The sequence below is a fragment of the Streptomyces sp. NPDC058051 genome (assembly GCF_042885475.1).
Classification (GTDB): Bacteria; Actinomycetota; Actinomycetes; order Streptomycetales; family Streptomycetaceae; genus Streptomyces.
Genome location: NZ_JBHVRW010000022.1, coordinates 71,382 through 88,187, shown reverse-complemented (window position 1 = coordinate 88,187; position 16,806 = coordinate 71,382). Strand labels below are relative to the sequence as shown.

13 protein-coding genes and 1 pseudogene are annotated in these 16,806 nt (G+C 70.8%); 7 read left to right on the top strand and 7 right to left on the bottom strand.

What is annotated here, in order from left to right:
- The first annotated feature begins 756 nt into the window (after positions 1-756).
- Positions 757-3,066, top strand: coding sequence for a protein translocase subunit SecD (secD, locus tag ACFVUT_RS28485; protein ID WP_389653246.1), 2,310 nt, complete (start codon positions 757-759; stop codon positions 3,064-3,066).
- 198 nt (positions 3,067-3,264) lie between these two features.
- Positions 3,265-4,008, top strand: coding sequence for a YoaK family protein (locus tag ACFVUT_RS28480; protein WP_389653430.1), 744 nt, complete (start codon positions 3,265-3,267; stop codon positions 4,006-4,008).
- On the opposite strand, the gene ACFVUT_RS28475 is transcribed toward ACFVUT_RS28480, so the two are convergent.
- A complete protein-coding gene (locus ACFVUT_RS28475; protein ID WP_389653249.1) occupies positions 3,998-4,882 on the bottom strand; it encodes a helix-turn-helix domain-containing protein in 885 nt (294 codons plus the stop codon). The two genes, ACFVUT_RS28480 and ACFVUT_RS28475, sit on opposite strands and share 11 nt — an antisense overlap.
- A 63-nt stretch (positions 4,883-4,945) precedes the next feature.
- On the opposite strand from ACFVUT_RS28475, the gene ACFVUT_RS28470 reads away from it, so the two are divergent.
- Entirely contained in the window at positions 4,946-5,251 is a 306-nt protein-coding gene (locus ACFVUT_RS28470; protein ID WP_389653252.1) for a 4a-hydroxytetrahydrobiopterin dehydratase, read from the top strand.
- Between the two features lie 167 nt (positions 5,252-5,418).
- Here ACFVUT_RS28470 and ACFVUT_RS28465 read toward each other — a convergent pair whose 3' ends face one another.
- The gene (locus ACFVUT_RS28465) at positions 5,419-6,381 is read right to left on the bottom strand and encodes a LysR family transcriptional regulator (protein ID WP_389653255.1); all 963 of its coding nucleotides are present in this window, start codon (positions 6,379-6,381) and stop codon (positions 5,419-5,421) included.
- Between the two features lie 305 nt (positions 6,382-6,686).
- On the opposite strand from ACFVUT_RS28465, the gene ACFVUT_RS28460 reads away from it, so the two are divergent.
- Positions 6,687-7,640, top strand: a complete 954-nt coding sequence (locus ACFVUT_RS28460) for a class I SAM-dependent methyltransferase (RefSeq protein WP_389653258.1) — start codon at positions 6,687-6,689, stop codon at positions 7,638-7,640.
- 502 nt (positions 7,641-8,142) lie between these two features.
- Complete coding sequence (locus tag ACFVUT_RS28455) at positions 8,143-8,736, top strand: hypothetical protein (RefSeq protein ID WP_389653261.1); 594 nt, start codon at positions 8,143-8,145, stop codon at positions 8,734-8,736.
- Positions 8,737-9,235: 499 nt separating this feature from the next.
- Here the strand turns inward: ACFVUT_RS28455 and ACFVUT_RS28450 are convergent, their stop codons facing one another.
- From ACFVUT_RS28450 to ACFVUT_RS28440, 3 genes are all read right to left on the bottom strand, one after another.
- A complete protein-coding gene (locus ACFVUT_RS28450; protein ID WP_389653264.1) occupies positions 9,236-10,072 on the bottom strand; it encodes an aldo/keto reductase in 837 nt (278 codons plus the stop codon).
- A 170-nt stretch (positions 10,073-10,242) separates the two neighbouring features.
- Positions 10,243-12,042, bottom strand: a complete 1,800-nt coding sequence (locus ACFVUT_RS28445; RefSeq protein ID WP_389653266.1) for an AMP-dependent synthetase/ligase — start codon at positions 12,040-12,042, stop codon at positions 10,243-10,245.
- A 413-nt stretch (positions 12,043-12,455) separates the two neighbouring features.
- The gene (locus tag ACFVUT_RS28440; RefSeq protein ID WP_389653269.1) at positions 12,456-13,358 is read right to left on the bottom strand and encodes a LysR substrate-binding domain-containing protein; all 903 of its coding nucleotides are present in this window, start codon (positions 13,356-13,358) and stop codon (positions 12,456-12,458) included.
- Positions 13,359-13,476: 118 nt separating this feature from the next.
- Here ACFVUT_RS28440 and ACFVUT_RS28435 point away from each other — a divergent pair, with 118 nt between their 5' ends.
- A complete protein-coding gene (locus ACFVUT_RS28435) occupies positions 13,477-14,508 on the top strand; it encodes a bile acid:sodium symporter family protein (RefSeq protein ID WP_389653273.1) in 1,032 nt (343 codons plus the stop codon).
- An 88-nt stretch (positions 14,509-14,596) separates the two neighbouring features.
- Here ACFVUT_RS28435 and fdhD read toward each other — a convergent pair whose 3' ends face one another.
- Together fdhD and ACFVUT_RS28425 are read right to left on the bottom strand one after the other, a co-directional pair.
- Positions 14,597-15,445, bottom strand: coding sequence for a formate dehydrogenase accessory sulfurtransferase FdhD (fdhD, locus tag ACFVUT_RS28430; protein WP_389653276.1), 849 nt, complete (start codon positions 15,443-15,445; stop codon positions 14,597-14,599).
- A gap of 5 nt (positions 15,446-15,450) precedes the next feature.
- A pseudogene (locus ACFVUT_RS28425) lies at positions 15,451-15,624 on the bottom strand (Fe-S-binding domain-containing protein); the annotation flags it as partial.
- 166 nt (positions 15,625-15,790) lie between these two features.
- Between ACFVUT_RS28425 and ACFVUT_RS28420 the strand changes: the two are divergent.
- Entirely contained in the window at positions 15,791-16,741 is a 951-nt protein-coding gene (locus tag ACFVUT_RS28420; protein WP_389653280.1) for a beta-ketoacyl-ACP synthase III, read from the top strand.
- Positions 16,742-16,806: the final 65 nt, after the last annotated feature.

Here is a 16,806-nt window from a genome sequence, read left to right as displayed (position 1 = left end):
GGACCGCCCCCGGGGAACGCGCCCCCAGGGGCACGGCCGGACGCCCCGGCGCCCCGCCGTCGGCACGGTGCTTGCCCGGACGCCCCGGCGCGCCGCCTCCGGCAGGGTGTTCAGCAGGACGCCCTGGAGCGCCGTCTGCACGGTACTTCGCAGGATGCCGTGGCGCACCGTCGGCACGATGCCTCGGCACACCGCGGGCGCGCCGAGGCGGCCCGGCGGGTTCTCGTCGCCGTTCTTCTCGCCGTACTCACTGTCGTCGGCGGTGTTCCGGCAGCCGCCGGATCCGTACGTCCCGCACAGCCGTTCGCCGGGGCGCCGCCCTCCGTCGCGTACGCACCCGGAGCCCACCGTCCCAGCCCGCACACCGACCGGACCGCCCGCACGGGCACCGTCCACGACCTCCGGCGCACCCGCACAGTCACGGCGGCCGACCGCCACCGGGCGGCGCCGCCGCCCGCACCCCAGCCCAGGGCCGGCACCGACCACGCCCGCGTCCCGCAGCCTCTCCCGCCGCCCGGCCCCCATTTCGTGCTGCCCAGCGCCCCGGGCGTCCGCGCACCGCACCGCGCTCTCCGGGCTGCCCCCACCGCACCCGCTCGCGCCACCGACCGCTTCCGCCGGGCACTCCCCGCCGTGCGGGGTCCTCCGAGGACGGCCGTCCACCGGCCGCCGGTCCTGCCACCGGCTCCGTCCCACAGACCTGCCGGAACGTCCTCGCCGAGGTGAGGGCGCCCGGCGCCCCCTCGGAGGAAAACCATGACTCGCGCCACCACGGTGCGAGCGGTTCTGGCTGCGGCCGTTCTGCTCGTCTCCGTGCTCATCACGCTGACCATGTCACCCCGACTCGGCCTCGACCTTCAGGGCGGTACCAGAATGGTGCTCCAGGCCAAGGACTCCGACACCGCGCGAGCGGACCGGGAGAGCACCGACCGCACTCTTGAGGTGCTGCGTCAGCGCATCGACTCCCTCGGCGTCACCGAACCCGCCCTGACCCGCTCCGGCGAGGACCGGATCATCGTCGAACTCCCTGACGTCCAGGACCCGCGCAAGGCCGCCGAAGTCATCGGCAGAACCGCTCAGCTCACCTTCCACGCCGTTCAGGGCCCCGCCGCGCAGACCGACGGCACGGAGGACGCCGGGGACGGGCCGGCACTCCCGGACGAGCGGGGCCGCTCCCTCGACCTCGGCCCGGCCCGGCTCTCCGGAGCGGGTGTCAAGGACGCCACCGCCGTGTTCGACGCCCAACAGGGCACCGGCTGGACCGTCTCCCTCGATTTCCACAAGAAGGCGGGACGGGACTGGACCCGGCTGACCGGCGAAGCCGCCTGCCATCCGGTCCAGGACGAACGGCGCCGCGTCGCCATCGTCCTCGACCAGCGGATCATCTCCTCGCCGGAGGTCGCGCCGTCCGTCGGCTGCGACGCGGGTCTGCCGTCCGGATCGACCCAGATCACCGGCTCCTTCAGCGCCGACGAGGCCCGGGAACTGGCCCTTCTCATCAAGGGCGGAGCCCTGCCGCTCCCGGTCGAGATCGTCGAACAGCGGACCGTCGGCCCGACCCTGGGCGCCGCCGCCATCGATGCCGGCGCACGGGCCGCCCTCATCGGCGCCGCGGCCACCGCACTCTTCATCACCGTCGTCTACCGGCTCTTCGGCGCACTCGCCGCCGCCGCACTGGCCGCCTACGGAGTGATCTCCTACGCGGCCCTGGTCGCCCTCGGCGTCACCCTCACCCTGCCCGGCCTCGCCGGATTCGTCCTGGCCATCGGGATGGCGGTCGACGCCAACGTGCTGGTCTTCGAACGGGCCCGAGAGGAACACGCGCAGCATCCGGGCCGCTCGCTGCGCTTCTCGCTGACCGCCGGATTCCGGGGAGCCTGGAGCGCCGTCGCCGACTCCAACGTCACGACACTGATCGCGGCCGGGCTGCTCTTCTTCCTCGGCTCCGGACCGGTGAAGGGGTTCGGCGTCACCCTCGCGATCGGTGTGCTCGCCTCGATGTTCTCCGCGCTCGTCATCGCCCGCGCGCTCACCGAGATTGCCGCGCGCTCCCGGTTCGTCAGCGGCCACCGGGGCGTCAACGGCATCGGCACCCTCGGCCGGGTCCGCACCTGGCTCACCCGACGCGATCCCCGGCTGATGAGTTCCCCGCGCCGCTGGCTGCTGGTCTCCACCGCGCTGGTCGCCGTCGCCGTCCTCGGCATCGTCGTGCGGGGCGTCAACCTGGGCGTCGAATTCACCGGCGGACGGCTCGTCGAGTACGCGACCAGCCGGCCCGTCGACGTCGAACGGGCCCGAACCGTCCTCGCCGACGCGGGGTTCGGTGACGCGGAGGTCACCACTGCGGGTGCGGGGGACCTCTCCGTACGTATCGGCGCGCTCGACAACGACGGCGAACACGCCCTGCGTGCCGCCCTCGCGGAGGAGGGAGGCAGCGCCACCAAGGTCCGCGACGAACTCATCGGCCCGAGCCTCGGCGACGAGCTCCGGCGCAACGCCCTGATCGCGCTCGCCATCGCCGTCGTCGTCCAGCTGGGCTATCTGGCGATCCGGTTCCGCTGGACGTTCGCCGTGGCGTCGGTCGCGGCACTGGTCCACGACGTCATCATCCTGGTCGGCGCCTTCGCCTGGCTCGGGCGCACCGTCGACGGCATCTTCCTGGCCGCACTCCTCACCGTCATCGGATACTCCGTCAACGACTCGGTGGTCGTCTTCGACCGGGTGCGGGAACTGTGGGCGAAGGCCCGTCGCCTGCCCCTTGCCGTGATTGCCGACCGTGCCGTTCTCCAGACCGTCCCGCGCACGGTCAACACCGGGATGGGCGCCCTGTTCATCCTGGCCGCACTCGCCGTCCTGGGCGGCGACTCCCTCGCCGACTTCGCGCTCGCGCTGCTGATCGGCATCTGCGTCGGCACGTACTCCTCGGTGCTGACCGCCGTACCGGCCGCGCTCCTTCTGGAGCGGAGCAGCAAGGTCCCGCCGCCGGCCCGGAAGCGGGCTCCCGGACGCAGGGCCGGGCACAGGGCGGTGCGCCGGGATCCGTTCGACAACGGAGCACGTGTGTAGCCGCTCAGAGCCCGTCGGGTGACTTCCGATCAGAGGTCACCCGACAGGCTCTCAGCCGATCCGGGACGCACCTCGCCCGCCTCCGGGAACCCCAGCCCCGACCCGGTCGGGCGATGTGCGTCGGTCGTGGTGCCCGGCACCCTCCGGGCGGCACAATTCCGACCATCCACCCCCGTGATCGGAGCGTGCCCCGTGCCCATGCCCGTCGTGCTGCGTGAGGCGTGGTCCACCCTCGTACCGGACCTGAACGACCGCCATGGACCGCTGCCGCCCCTGATGCTCGCCCTGACCGTCGTCACCGGACTGGTCGACGCCGTCAGCTATCTGGAACTCGGCCGGGTCTTCGTCGCCAACATGACCGGCAATGTGGTCTTCTCCGGCTTCGCGATCGCCGGAGCCCCCGGATTCTCACTCGTCGCCTCGCTCGTCGCGCTCGCCGCGTTCGCGGTCGGAGCACTGCTCTGCGGGCTGATCGTGCACCGCACCGCGACGCATCGCGGCCGGATGCTGCTCTACGCGCTCCTCGTCGAGACCACCTGCGCACTGGCCGCCCTGATCGTCGCCCTGGTGTCGGGCCATCCGTTCGACGGCGGGGCCCGATTCGCGCTCATCTCCCTGCTCGGACTCGGCCTCGGCGTGCAGAACGCCGTTTCCCGGGCGCTTGCCGTCCCCGACCTGACCACCACCGTGCTGACCCTGACCATCACCGGCATCCTCTCCGACAGCCGGTTCGCCGGCGGAGGCGGCAGCAAGGCCGGACGACGGGTGCTCTCGGCCGCCGCCATGGTCACCGGCGCGTTCGTCGGAGCCCTGGCCGCACTGCACGGGCACCCCGGACTCCCCCTGCTGCTCGCCGTGCTGATCCTGGGCTTCGTGACCGCGGCCGCGATCGTCCTGGCACGCGCCGACGCGCCCTGGGCCCGTCCGATCGTCAGGAAATGAGCGAGCGCAGATGGTCGGCGGTGGCGTGGTCTGCGGGCAGGAACGTCTCGATGGCCAGCTCGGCCACCGTCACATCCATCGGTGTGTTGAACGTCGCGATGGACGAGACGAACGAGAGCACCCGCCCACCGTGCTCGATGCGCAGGGGCAGCGCGAAGGGCGGGGAGGACGCCGGGCCGGCCCCCGGCTTCTCCCGGCCCGGGCCTCCGCCACGCCTGCCGCTCTCCGCAGGCTCGGCATCCCCGGCCCCGGCATCCTCGTCCTCGGTCGTGCCCGTGCCCTTCGGCGCCGGATAGCCCGCGACCTCCTCGTAGAGCTTGCGCAACCCCGCCGACCGGGCCAGCGCGATCTGGCGCTCCATCTGCGCCAGCAGATCGGCCCGCCACTCCCGAAGATTGCGGATGCGCGGGGCCAGACCCTCCGGGTGGAGAGTGAGCCGCATCGCGTTCAGCGGCGGCGTCAGCAGATGCCCGGCCACCCCCTCCAGCAGCATCGCGATACCCCGATTGGCCGCCACCACGTCGTACATGCCGTCGACGACGAGCGCCGGGTAGGGCTCGTATCCCTGGAGCAGCCGCTCCATCCCCTCGCGCAGCGCGCCCAGCGACGGGTCGTCGAGGGCGGTCTGTGCGTAGCGTGGTGCGTAACCGGCGACCACCAGCAGGGCGTTGCGGTCCCTGACCGGGATGTCGAGCTGTTCGGCCAGCCGCAGGATCATGTCCTCACTGGGGCGGGAACGGCCCGTCTCGATGAAGGAGATGTGCCGGGCCGAGGAATCCGCGCGCAGCGCCAGCTCCAGCTGGCTGATCCTGCGCTGCTCCCGCCAGCTGCGCAGGAGCGGTCCTACCCCCGTGTCAAGCGCGACAGTTGTCATACCCAGACCGTAACGTCACCCGCACCGCCGACCGGCACCGAACGTTCGTGAGGGAGTCGTAGCATGCCCGCCGCACCACTGTCGCAGAAGGAGATCGAGGACCGTCTGGGCGACCTGCCCGGCTGGTCGCTGGAGGGGGACAGGATCGCCTGCACCTATCGGCTCCACACACACTTCGCCGCTGTCGGGCTGACCGTGCATGTGGCCCAGATCCAGGACGAACTGAACCACCACTCCGATCTGACCCTCGGATACAACACCGTCACCCTGTCCGTGAACACCCATGACGCCGGTGGCGTGGTCACCGAGAACGACCTGAACCTGGCCGCGCGCGTGGTCGCGATCGCCCCCGGCCACGGCGTGAGGTGACCGGAAGGGCCGGCGCGTCACCGGACACCGGCTCGGGCATCCGGTGCGCCCGGGCCGTGCACCCGTCGCACCGGGACGCGCCGCCCGGGTGCGCGGCACGGGTGCGCGGCCGTCGTGGCGCGGGGCGGGAGCGAGGGCGCGCGGAATCGCGGGTGACCGACGAGAGATCAGATCGCGGCTCCGAACCGTGGATGCGCGGCGAGCCATCGCGTGAAGCCCTCGTTGCGCTCCACCGCCTCCGCGTACGCCGCCCGGGTGTGGCCGCTCACGGCTCCCGACGCCGCAGCGGCCGCCGCCGAGCGTGGGTGCCAGCCCAGCAGGTGGCGCCAGCTCAGCGGTGAGTCGGCGAGCGGTCGTGTCACCACTCCCGGCGTCGGCGGAAACGTCGCCCGGCACAGTCCGACCGCGCGCCCCACCTGGACGAGGTGGACGACGGATGTCGTGTCGGTCTCGTACACCGACACGGGAGTGAACCCGGCCCGTGCGCAGGCGCTGACGAAGCAGTCCGCGAAGCAGCCGTCGCCGGGCACATCGGCCCAGCACTCGTCCGCCAGCGCGGAGAGACCGAGCTCCTGTTCACCGGCGAGCGGATGGGATTCCGGCAGCATCACGAAGACCGGATCAACCCCGATCACCTGCCACGTCAGCCGGTCGTTCGCCGGTGGCGCGCTCTCCCCGCAGGTTCCGATGAGTGCGAAGTCGAGTCGCCCGTCGATGAGTTGGGCGGCGATCTCGGCGACCGACCAGGAGGTGTATGTCGATACGGGTGCCGAGGGATGCGCGGTGACCAGCCGGTCGACGAGTCCGCCCAGCAGCGGGCCGTGCGTGCCGCCCAGCCGGAAGCGCTGCATCGCCCCCCAGGCGTTGGCGAACCGCACCGCCTCCTCCTGGAGCTCGCTCACGGCGGGCAGCACCACCCGGGCCCTTTCCAGTACCAGCTCGCCGAGGAGCGTGGGGCGGGAGCCCGTGTGGTCCCGCTCGAAGAGCGGGCCGCCCAGAGCCTTCTCGATGCGTCGCAACTGCGCGCTGAGCGCGGGCTGGGCGAGCCCGAGGGCGGCTGCGGCCTTGGTCAGACTGCCGGTGTCGGCGATGGCACGTACGGTACGCAGATGGCGCAACTCCAGCTCCATAAACGCACGTTATGGGCCCCGCGCCGTACCGGCAATATGCAGGTGTCCATTCGGCCAGGGGGGCCTGGAGTTGGCCGGATGCTGAACTGCGACACAGAGGCAGCTGCCCACGACGCCCCCGCGGCGGTGTGCCCGGGGCCGAGGCCGCCGCGGAGACTCGACGTGCCCGACAGGCCGCGGTACCGGCTGCCGGCGCTGCGCACGAGAGACTGGGACGGAGCAGCATCGACCGGTGTTTCAGGCGGCGGCTTGCCGAAACGGCAATGATTCTTGCCACAGGTGCGGCTGTGTGATGAGGCTGTCCCATGAGCCAGCACACCGACCACGGTCATCAGCACGACACCACCGACGGCCATCGACACGACGCCACCCACACTCATCGCCACGGCGGTACCCCGGGACACGCTCACGACACCACCGAATTCGACTGGGATGTCATGGGCCCGATGCTGGAGCAGAACGCCGAGCTCAGCCGACCGCAGTACGAGGAGGCGGCCCGCTGGATCGCCGGCCTGCCCACGGCCCCGGAGGTGCGCAGAATCCTCGACATCGGCAGTGGACCCGGCGTGATCGCCTGCCTGCTCGCCGAGGTGTTCCCCGAGGCGGAAGTCGTCGCTGTCGACGGCACCCCGGCCCTCCTGGAACGCACCCGGGCACGCGCGCGGCGGCTCGGTCTCGGAGAACGGGTCCGCATCCAGCAGGCAGAGATCCCCGGCGGCCTCGCCGAGCTGGGGGAGGCGGATCTGATCTGGGTGGGCAACGCCCTGCATCACATGGGGGACCAGCGCGCCGCCCTCGCCGGACTCGCCGCACTGCTGCGCCCCGGCGGAACCCTCGCCCTGCTTGAGGGAGGTCTGCCGCCCCGTCAGCTTCCGCGCGACATCGGCATGGGGCGGCCGGGTCTGGAGGCCAGGATCGACGCGATCACCGCGGACTGGTTCGACGAGATGCGGACGTCACTGCCCGGTGCCAAGCGGGAGACCGAGGACTGGAGCGCGTTGTTCGCCGCCGTGGGCCTGGAGCCGCAGGGCACCCGCAGCTTCCTGCTCGACCTTCCGGCACCGCTCGACGAGCCCGCCCGAGACCATGTCATCGCCGAGTTCGCCCGTCGGCGCGAGATGTTCGTGGATTCCCTGTCGGCCGAGGACATCGCCGTGCTGGACCGGCTGCTCGACCCCGAGGACCCGGCCGGACTGCGGAACCGCCCCGATGTCTTCCTGCTCACGGCTCGCACGGTGCACCTGGCCCGGCGGGGCTGACCCGAGTGCGTCTCCGGCCGCGGGTCAGCAGTGCGTCGCTGCTGACCCGCGGCCGGAGGCTGCCTGGCGCCTGCGGGCCGACGCGCGCCTGAACATGCGGATGTGCCCGAAGCTGCGGGAGGCGGCCCGGCGGATTGCTCCGATGCGGTCCCTCTCCATGTCACCGCAGGTCAGAGCAGGTGAGATGGCGAATGATGAGTACTCAGACCGCTCGCGTACGACTCCTGCGCGGGCCGTGTCAACGAAGACACGCTGCCACAAGGGGTGAGCGAGCATCAGCAAGTCGCCTGGACAGGCTAATGAGACATCAATGCGCCCATAAATAAGGGCGATTGGCAGCTTGTCAGATTATCTGAAAATGGCATTTGGGTGTCTCGTGTACCCCGATCGGCGCCCCGGCCCGAACCGTGCAACGTGTCCGATATGACAGCTTTGTGGAGCGTCAGTACGTTCAATCTCGGGTCGGCTGCTCGGCCGATCTCTCTGAGACAGGAGAAGTGACATGGTTACGCGTTCCACCGTCGTTACCGCCGCTCTCGCGGCTGCCGCGGCTCTGGCCGCCACCGGCATCACGTACGCCTCGGCCGCCTCCACGGAGCCGGCCCAGGCAGCCCCCGTTGTCCAGCAGCAGGCTGCTGCCCCCGTTTCGGCTCTCAACGGCGGCGACGCCGGCAAGGGCGAAGAGGGCAAGGGCAACGAGGGCAGGGGTGGCTACGAGAAGGGCAATGACAGGGGCGGCAACAAGAGGGGCCGCCACTTCGAGGGCCGCATCCACATCAACGAGCGCACCTACACCGCCGAAGGTGGCGGCTGCGTGACCGTGGTCAGCGGTCTCGGTTCCAAGACCCTCAACATCCGCAACGACAGCCGCCGGACCGTCGAGGTCTTCCGTGGCGCGACCTGCGACAACGGCGCCCCGATCGCGGTCGTCGGACCCTGGAGCTCCAGCGATGGCGTTCACCCGGGCCGTGTCCGTGGTGGCGTGAAGGTCCACAACGGCGTGGTGGGCAGCTTCCGCGTGATCGAGCGTCACCACGGTGGCGGCGACTTCGGCGGCGGTGGCGACTTCGGTGGCGGCGACTTCGGCGACCGGTGACCGAGCACCATCACGATGGTCGGTAACCGAGCACCGCTCACAAGGCTGGTGATCGAGTCACTCGCCTGACGCAGAACCCCGGCCCGCCGGAATCGGGCCGGGGTTCCAGTCTGGGCACTTCGGCCTCGCCATTTCAGAGCCGGACGGCGAGGCGCTGCCAGCCCGGCTGGAACGGCCGCGCGTACGCGGCCCCCGAGCCCTGGGCAGGACCCGGTGAACCGGGGCGACAGAATGTGGCGCCGGCGTGGCAGACGCCGCCCACGTCCCGGACGCCGGGAGCCCGGCCAGGCTCGGGGCCGAGTACCCGATGGTCCACCGGCCCGGCGAGCGATTCCGAACGCAACGGCTTGGCCCATGCGGGCATCGGGCACCGACTCCCATCACGACCACTGGTCGGGGGAGTCGGTGCCTCCGTCATGTTCGCCTCCCGGGTGACCGACGACCGTCCGGTGCGGCGGCGAGCGGCGGCCCGTACACGTCAGGAGTGAGGCGTCGACGCTCAGGCGCCGCTGTTGAACTCGCCCGGGTTCGGGCCGATACGCTTGCCCTCGTCCAGAGCGGCGAACGCGGCCAGGTCGTCGGCGTCCAGCTCGAAGCCGAACACATCGAGGTTCTCCACGATCCGGGACGGCGTCACGGACTTCGGAATCACCACATGACCGGTCTGGATGTGCCAGCGCAGCAGCACCTGGGCCGGTGTGCGGTTGTGCTTACGGGCGATCGCGACGACCGTCGGAACCTCCAGGAGACCCTTGCCCTGGCCGAGCGGCGACCAGGCCTCGGTCGCGATGCCGTGCTTGGCGTGGAAGGCGCGCGATTCGGCCTGCTGGAGCTGGGGGTGGAGCTCGATCTGATTGATCACCGGGACCACGGACGTCTCGCCGAGAAGACGCTCCAGGTGCTCGGGCAGGAAGTTCGAGACACCGATGGCCTTCGCGCGGCCGTCGGAGTAGATCTTCTCAAGGGCCTTGTACGTGTCGACGTAGGCGTTCTTGGCCGGTACCGGCCAGTGGATCAGATACAGATCGACATAGTCCAGGCCGAGCTTGTCGAGCGAGGCGTCGAAGGCGCGCAGGGTCGAGTCGTAGCCCTGGTCCTGGTTCCACAGCTTCGTCGTGACGAAGAGTTCCTCGCGGGCGACGCCTGATGCGGCGACGGCCCGGCCGGTGCCGCTCTCGTTCTGGTAGATCGCGGCGGTGTCGATGCTCCGGTACCCGGACTCGATGGCTGTCGCGACCACCTTCGCGGCCTCGTCGTCCGGCACCTGCCAGACGCCGAAACCGAGCTGCGGCATCGCGACGCCGTTGTTCAGGGTGAGGGAGGGGACCTTGCTCACGAGCGGTCGATCCTTACGTCGTCGGTTGGGATTCTCAAGGTGAACGATCAGCCGGTCCCCTGCATTCCCCGATGGCCCGGTGTTTCGCGGCCCCCGGTCGGCCGCGGTCGGCCCTCAGCGGTCCGGCCCGGGCGGACGGGCGCCGCGTGACGCCCCGGCACGGAGCCGCCTCAGCCGTACAGCGCGTCGACCTCCGCCGCGTACGCCGTCTCGATCGCCTTGCGCTTCAGCTTCAGGGACGGTGTGAGCAGACCGTGCTCCTCGCTGAAGGGATGCGCCAGAATCCGGAACGTACGGATCGACTCGGCCTGGGACACCGCTGTGTTGGCGGCCACCACCGCCCGGCGCACCTCCAACTCCAGGTCCGGATCCCGCACCATGTCCTCCGGTCTCATCGGCGACCGGCCCCGCATGGCGAGCCAGTGGTCCACCGACTCCTGGTCGACCGTGACCAGCGCCGCGATGTAGGGCCGGTCGTTCCCGACCACGATGCACTGGGCGACCAGCGGATGCGCCCGTACCCGTTCCTCCAGACCGGCCGGTGACACGCTCTTGCCGCCCGAGGTCACCAGGATCTCCTTCTTCCGCCCGGTGATCGTCAGATAGCCGTCCTCGTCGAGCGCCCCCAGGTCCCCGGTGGCCAGCCAGCCCTCGTGCAGCACCGCGTCGGTGGCCTTCGGGTTGCCGAGATAGCCCGCGAACACATGGTCGCCGTGCACCCACACCTCGCCGTCCTCGGCGATGTGCACGGTGGTCCCGGGGATCGGCTGACCGACCGTGCCGTACCGGGTGCGCTCGGGCGGATTGGCGGTGGCCGCCGCGGTCGACTCGGTCAGTCCGTACCCCTCGTAGACCGTGACGCCCGCGCCCGCGAAGAACAGTCCGAGCTGCCGGTCCATCCCCGAACCGCCGGACATGGCGTACCGGATCCGGCCGCCCATGGCCTCGCGCACCTTCCTGTACACGGCCTTGTCGAAGAACTGGTGCTGCATCCGCAGCCCGGCCGTCGGCCCGGGCCCCGTACCGAACGACCGGGCCTCCATCGCCTCGGCGTACTTCACCGCGATGTCCACGGCCTTGTCGAACGGGCCGACCCGGCCCTCCGCCTCGGCCTTGCGCCGGGCGGCGTGGAAGACCTTCTCGAAGATGTACGGCACCGCCAGGATGAACGTCGGCCGGAACGACAGCAGGTCCGGCATCAGCGCCTTCGCCGACAGCTCCGGCTGATGCGCCAGTTTCACCTGGCGGCGGACCGCGGCGACCTCGACCATCCGGCCGAAGACATGCGCCAGGGGGAGGAAGAGCAGGGTCGCGGCCCGGTCGCCCGACCTGGAGCGGAAGAGCGCCTCCCAGCGGGAGGTCATGGTGTCCGTCTCGAACATGAAGTTGGCGTGCGTGATCACACAGCCCTTGGGACGTCCCGTCGTCCCCGAGGTGTAAATAACGGTCGCCACCGAATCAGGCGTCACCGCGCGCCGGTGGCGGTGCACCACCTCGTCCTCGACAGGGATGCCCGCCTCGACCAGCTCGGTCACCGCGTCCGCGTCCAGCTGCCAGAGCCGCTTGAGCTGCGGCAGCCGGTCGATCACCGACGCGACCGTCATCGCGTGGTCCTCGTGCTCCACCACGATGGCGGACACCTCGGCATCGTGCAGCATCCAGAGGACCTGTTCCGCCGAGGACGTCGGATAGACCGGCACGGACTGGGCGCCGACCGTCCACAGCGCGAAGTCGAAGAGCGACCACTCGTAGCATGTACGCGCCATCAACGCCACGCGGTCGCCGAATCTGACGCCGTGTGCGATCAGCCCCTTGGCGAGCGCCAGCACCTCGTCGCGGAAGGTCGCCGCAGTGACGTCCTGCCACTGCCCGCTCGCGTCTTTTCGGCCGAACACGACCCGGCGCGGATCTTCCTCGGCATGGTCGAACACCACATCGGCCAGCCCGCCCACGAGGGGCGCGGCCGCCATGGGTGGGACAGTGAACTCGCGCAATGACCTGCTCCTCGTGGCGCTCCGCACAGCGCCGTGACGCTACCCCACCGGGCAGCGCGGCGGGAGGGCCCCCGTCACAGCGGACAACGTGGCACATGCACAGCTCAGCCACCGAAATCCGGCCAGATGGGCAAGGCTCGGGCGCGGCTGGGACCACGGAGTAAGAGGCCGGCGCCGGAATCTCCACCGAATCTGTACGCAGCTGTCACTCCCGCTCCCGGCGGACGCGGGGGCTCGCCACGCAGGTGGGGGACCTGGCGGGACGGCCGCGAAGAGGCTGCCGCCCCGCCGTTCCGCCCGCGCGGGCGCGAAGGCGCGGCTGTCCGCCGTCCCGCCCGCGCGGACGCGAAGGCGCGGCTGACCGCTGTTCCGCCCGCGCGGACGCACGGTCACGTGCCGTCCCGGCCGCCGATCGAACCGAGTGCGCCGCCACCCCGGATCAGCCGGTCGCCACCCGCCAGGATCGCCGCCGCCAGGGCCGCCGCGGTGTCCTGTGCCCCGTCCCGTCGGCGGCCGTGCAGCAGGACGAAGTCCACGTCGCCGAGCTCCGGCAGGCCCGCTCTCGCCGGCACCGGGACCAGACCGGGCGGGATCAGACCCCGGCTGTGCGCCATGACGCCCAGGCCCGCACGGGCCGCCGCGATCAGTCCGCTGAGGCTGGTGCTCGTACAGGCGACCCGCCAGGGCCGCCCGTGTTCCTCCAGGACCTCCAGGGCGCGGGCCCGGGTGATGCCCGGTGGCGGGAAGAGCACGAGCGGAATCGGGCGGTCCGGGTCGATGCGCAGCCGCGGCGCGCCGATCCAGGTCAGCGCGTCCTGCCAGACCAGCTCTCCGTGCGTGTCCCCGACGCGCCGCTTGGCGAGCACCAGATCGAGCCGGCCCGCCGCCAGCCGCTGGTGCAGCGTCCCGGAGAGCTCCACCGTCAGCTCCAACTCGACCTCCGGATGGTCGCGGCGGAAGGACTCCAGGATCTCCGGCAGCCGGGTCAGCACGAAGTCCTCGGAGGCCCCGAACCGCAGCCGCCCGCGGAGCCGGGTGCCGGTGAAGAAGGCCGAGGCGCGCTCGTGGGCCTCCAGTATCGTCCGGGCGAAACCGAGCATCGCCTCGCCGTCCACGGTGAGATCGACCCGGTGCGTGTCCCGGGTGAACAGCCGGCGCCCCGTCGCATCCTCCAGGCGTCGCACATGCTGGCTCACCGTGGACTGCCGAACCCCCAGCCGACGGGCCGCCTGGGTGAAGCTCAGTGTCTGGGCGACGGCGAGAAACGTACGCAGTTGTGCGGGGTCGTACATGCCACCAGGCTATCGCGAAGCGCGATGACAGTGAGAGCGGTATGCCGGATTCCCGATCGAGGTGATCAGGAGCAGGATGGGGAGGGCACGACCCGAACCAAGAGAACATGTGGAGCACATGAGCCGCCGCACGCTGAAGTTGCCGTCCTGGCTGCCGATCGACCCGTACATCCTGGCGCTGATCGGCACGGTCGTGCTCGCGGCGATACTGCCCGCGTCGGGCACCGCCGCCGATGTGGCGGGCGGCGCGTCGACCGGAGCCGTCGCCTTCCTCTTCTTCCTGTACGGCGCCCGCCTCTCCACCGCCGAGGCGCTCGACGGCCTCAAGCACTGGCGGCTCCATCTCACCGTTCTCGTCTGCACTTTCGTGGCGTTCCCGCTGCTCGGCCTGGCCGGCCACGGACTGGTGCCGTACGTGCTGACGCCCCAGCTCTACAGCGGCTTCCTCTTCCTCTGCCTCGTCCCGTCGACCATCCAGTCGTCGATCGCCTTCACATCGATCGCCCGCGGCAACGTGCCCGCGGCCATCTGCGCGGGCTCCTTCTCCTCGATCGCCGGAATCTTCCTCACCCCGCTGCTCGCCGCCGCGCTCCTGGGCAACGACGGAGGCGGGTTCTCGGCCGACGCGCTGCTGAAGATCGGGGTCCAGCTGCTCCTGCCGTTCGTCGCGGGACAGTTGCTGCGCCGCTGGATCGGCGGCTTCATCACCCGCCACAAGAAGGTCCTCGGCTACGTCGACCGCGGCTCGATCCTGCTCGTCGTCTACACGGCGTTCAGCGAGGGCATGGTCGCGGGCATCTGGCACCAGGTCACCCCGGCCAGGCTCGGCGCCCTGCTCGGTGCCGAGGCGGTGCTGCTCGCGCTGATGCTCGCGCTGAGCTGGTACGGGGCGAAGCGACTCGGCTTCGACCGGGAGGACCGGATCGCGATCCAGTTCGCCGGCTCGAAGAAGAGCCTGGCCTCCGGGTTGCCCATGGCGAGTGTCCTGTTCGGGGCGCAGGCGTCCCTCGCCGTCCTGCCGCTCATGCTCTTCCATCAGATGCAGCTGATGGTGTGCGCGGTGATCGCCAAGCGCCGTGCGCGCGATCCGCAGGAGGAGAGCCGCGAGAACGGTGCGGAGGTGTCACGGGAGCGCGTCGCGGTGAGCTGAGGACGCCTCCCCGGGGATGGGACCGGCCGGCGGCAGGGGGCGCTCCCCGCCGGCCGGTTCCCTGACCCGTGCAGACGGGCGGGGTGCCTCAGCCCTGGCCGACCGTCGCCTCCAGGGCGATGCGGTGCTCGCCCGCGTACACGTTCATGGAGCGGCCCCGGAGAAAGCCGACCAGGGTCAGTCCGGACTCGGCCGCCAGGTCGACGGCGAGGGACGACGGCGCCGAGACCGCGGCGAGCATCGGGATCCCGGCCATCACCGCCTTCTGGGCCAGCTCGAACGAGGCCCTCCCGGACACCAGCAGAATCACCCGGGACAGCGGCAGCCGGTCGTCGGTCACGGCCCGGCCGACCAGTTTGTCGACCGCGTTGTGCCGGCCGACGTCCTCCCGGATGTCGAGCAGCTCACCCGCTTCGGAGAACAGTGCCGCCGCGTGCAGGCCCCCGGTCCGGTCGAAGACCCGCTGCGCGGCGCGCAGCCGGTCGGGGAGACCGGCGAGCAGGGCCGGCTCGACCCGGACCGGGGGAGTGTCGGTGATCGGATGCCGGGTCGTGGTGCGTACCGCGTCCAGGCTCGCCTTGCCGCAGAGCCCGCAGGACGACGTGGTGTACACATGGCGTTCGAGTGTGACGTCAGGGACCGCGACACCGGGGGCGAGCCGCACATCCACCACGTTGTACGTGTTGACGCCGTCAGCGGTGGCCCCGGCGCAGTACACGATCGACTGCACGTCCGAGCCGCCACCGATCACGCCCTCACTCACCAGGAAGCCCGCCGCCAGCGCGAAGTCGTCGCCCGGCGTGCGCATCGTGATGGCGAGCGGCCTGCCGTTCAGCCGGATCTCCAGGGGCTCCTCGGCGACGAGGGTGTCGGGGCGTGTGGAGACGGCCCCGTCCCGGATGCGGATGGTGCGGCGGCGCTCGGTGACCCGTCCCATAGCGGTTAAACCCGATTCTGTACGTGGTGGAAGCCGAACAGGCCCTTGATGCAGAGGTTGACGTGGGTCACCGGATGGTCGTGCGGCGAAGTGACCTTGGCGGTCTCATTGTCCTGCACGTGGGGTGTGACGTTGCGGCCCACGCCGCGGTACGCGCAGAGGGCGGTGGTCTCGGTCCGGGTCAAGTCGACAGAATATTGTCTACAGTATGCCTTGTGAGTGGTCAAGGCTGTGGTCAAGTCTCCAACGTCCGGGTGTGATTCCTGTGGGATCACCTGCCCCTGTACCGGGCGGTAGCGACCAAGACTGGATGGTTCCTGCCGATGTAGCGAGGGGATCCTGTACATGACCGGCTCACGTGTCGTGGCGCTCGGCCACTACCAGCCCGCCAAGGTGCTCACCAACGACGATCTGGCGGTCATGGTCGACACCAGTGACGAGTGGATCACCAGTCGCGTCGGCATCAAGACCCGTCATGTCGGAGGTCCTGACGAGCCGGTGGACGAACTGGCCGCGCACGCGGGGGCCAAGGCGCTGGCCGGGGCGGGGCTGCAGCCACTCGACATCGACCTGGTACTGGTCGCCACCTCCACCGCGATCGACCGGTCGCCGAGCATGTCGGCGCGGGTCGCCGCCCGGCTGGGCATGGGCTCGCCCGCGGTGATGGACATCAACGTCGTCTGCTCCGGCTTCACCCATGCCCTCGCCACCGCCGACCACGCGATCAGGGCGGGGGCGGCCGAACGCGTCCTCGTCATCGGCGCCGACAAGATGGGGGACATCGCGGACTGGTCCGACCGCAGCACCTGCGTGCTCGTCGGCGACGGAGCCGGCGCGGCGGTCGTCGTCGCGGACCCGGACGGCGGCGACCGGCCCGGGATCGGGCCCGTTCTGTGGGGCTCGGTGCCGGAGATGGGGAACGCGGTACGGATCGAGGGGACGCCGCCGCGCTTCGCGCAGGAGGGGCAGTCCGTGTACCGCTGGGCCACCACGCAGCTGCCGCCCATCGCGCGCAAGGTGTGCGAAAAGGCAGGCGTCGCTCCCGAGGACCTGGCCGCGGTGGTACTGCATCAGGCCAATCTGCGGATCATCGAACCCGTCGCCAGGAAGATCGGTGCTGTCAACGCCGTCATCGCCCGCGATGTCGTGGAGTCCGGCAACACGTCCGCGGCCTCCATTCCCATGGCCCTGTCCAAGCTGGTGGAACGCGGCGAGGTCCACAGCGGCGCGCCGGCTCTGCTCTTCGGCTTCGGAGGCAATCTCTCGTACGCGGGCCAGGTGATCCGCTGTCCCTGAAGGGCCCGTGCGATCGGTAGACTGTAGACGATAACCAATTGCTCGTCGCCCGGAGGGGGACCGCG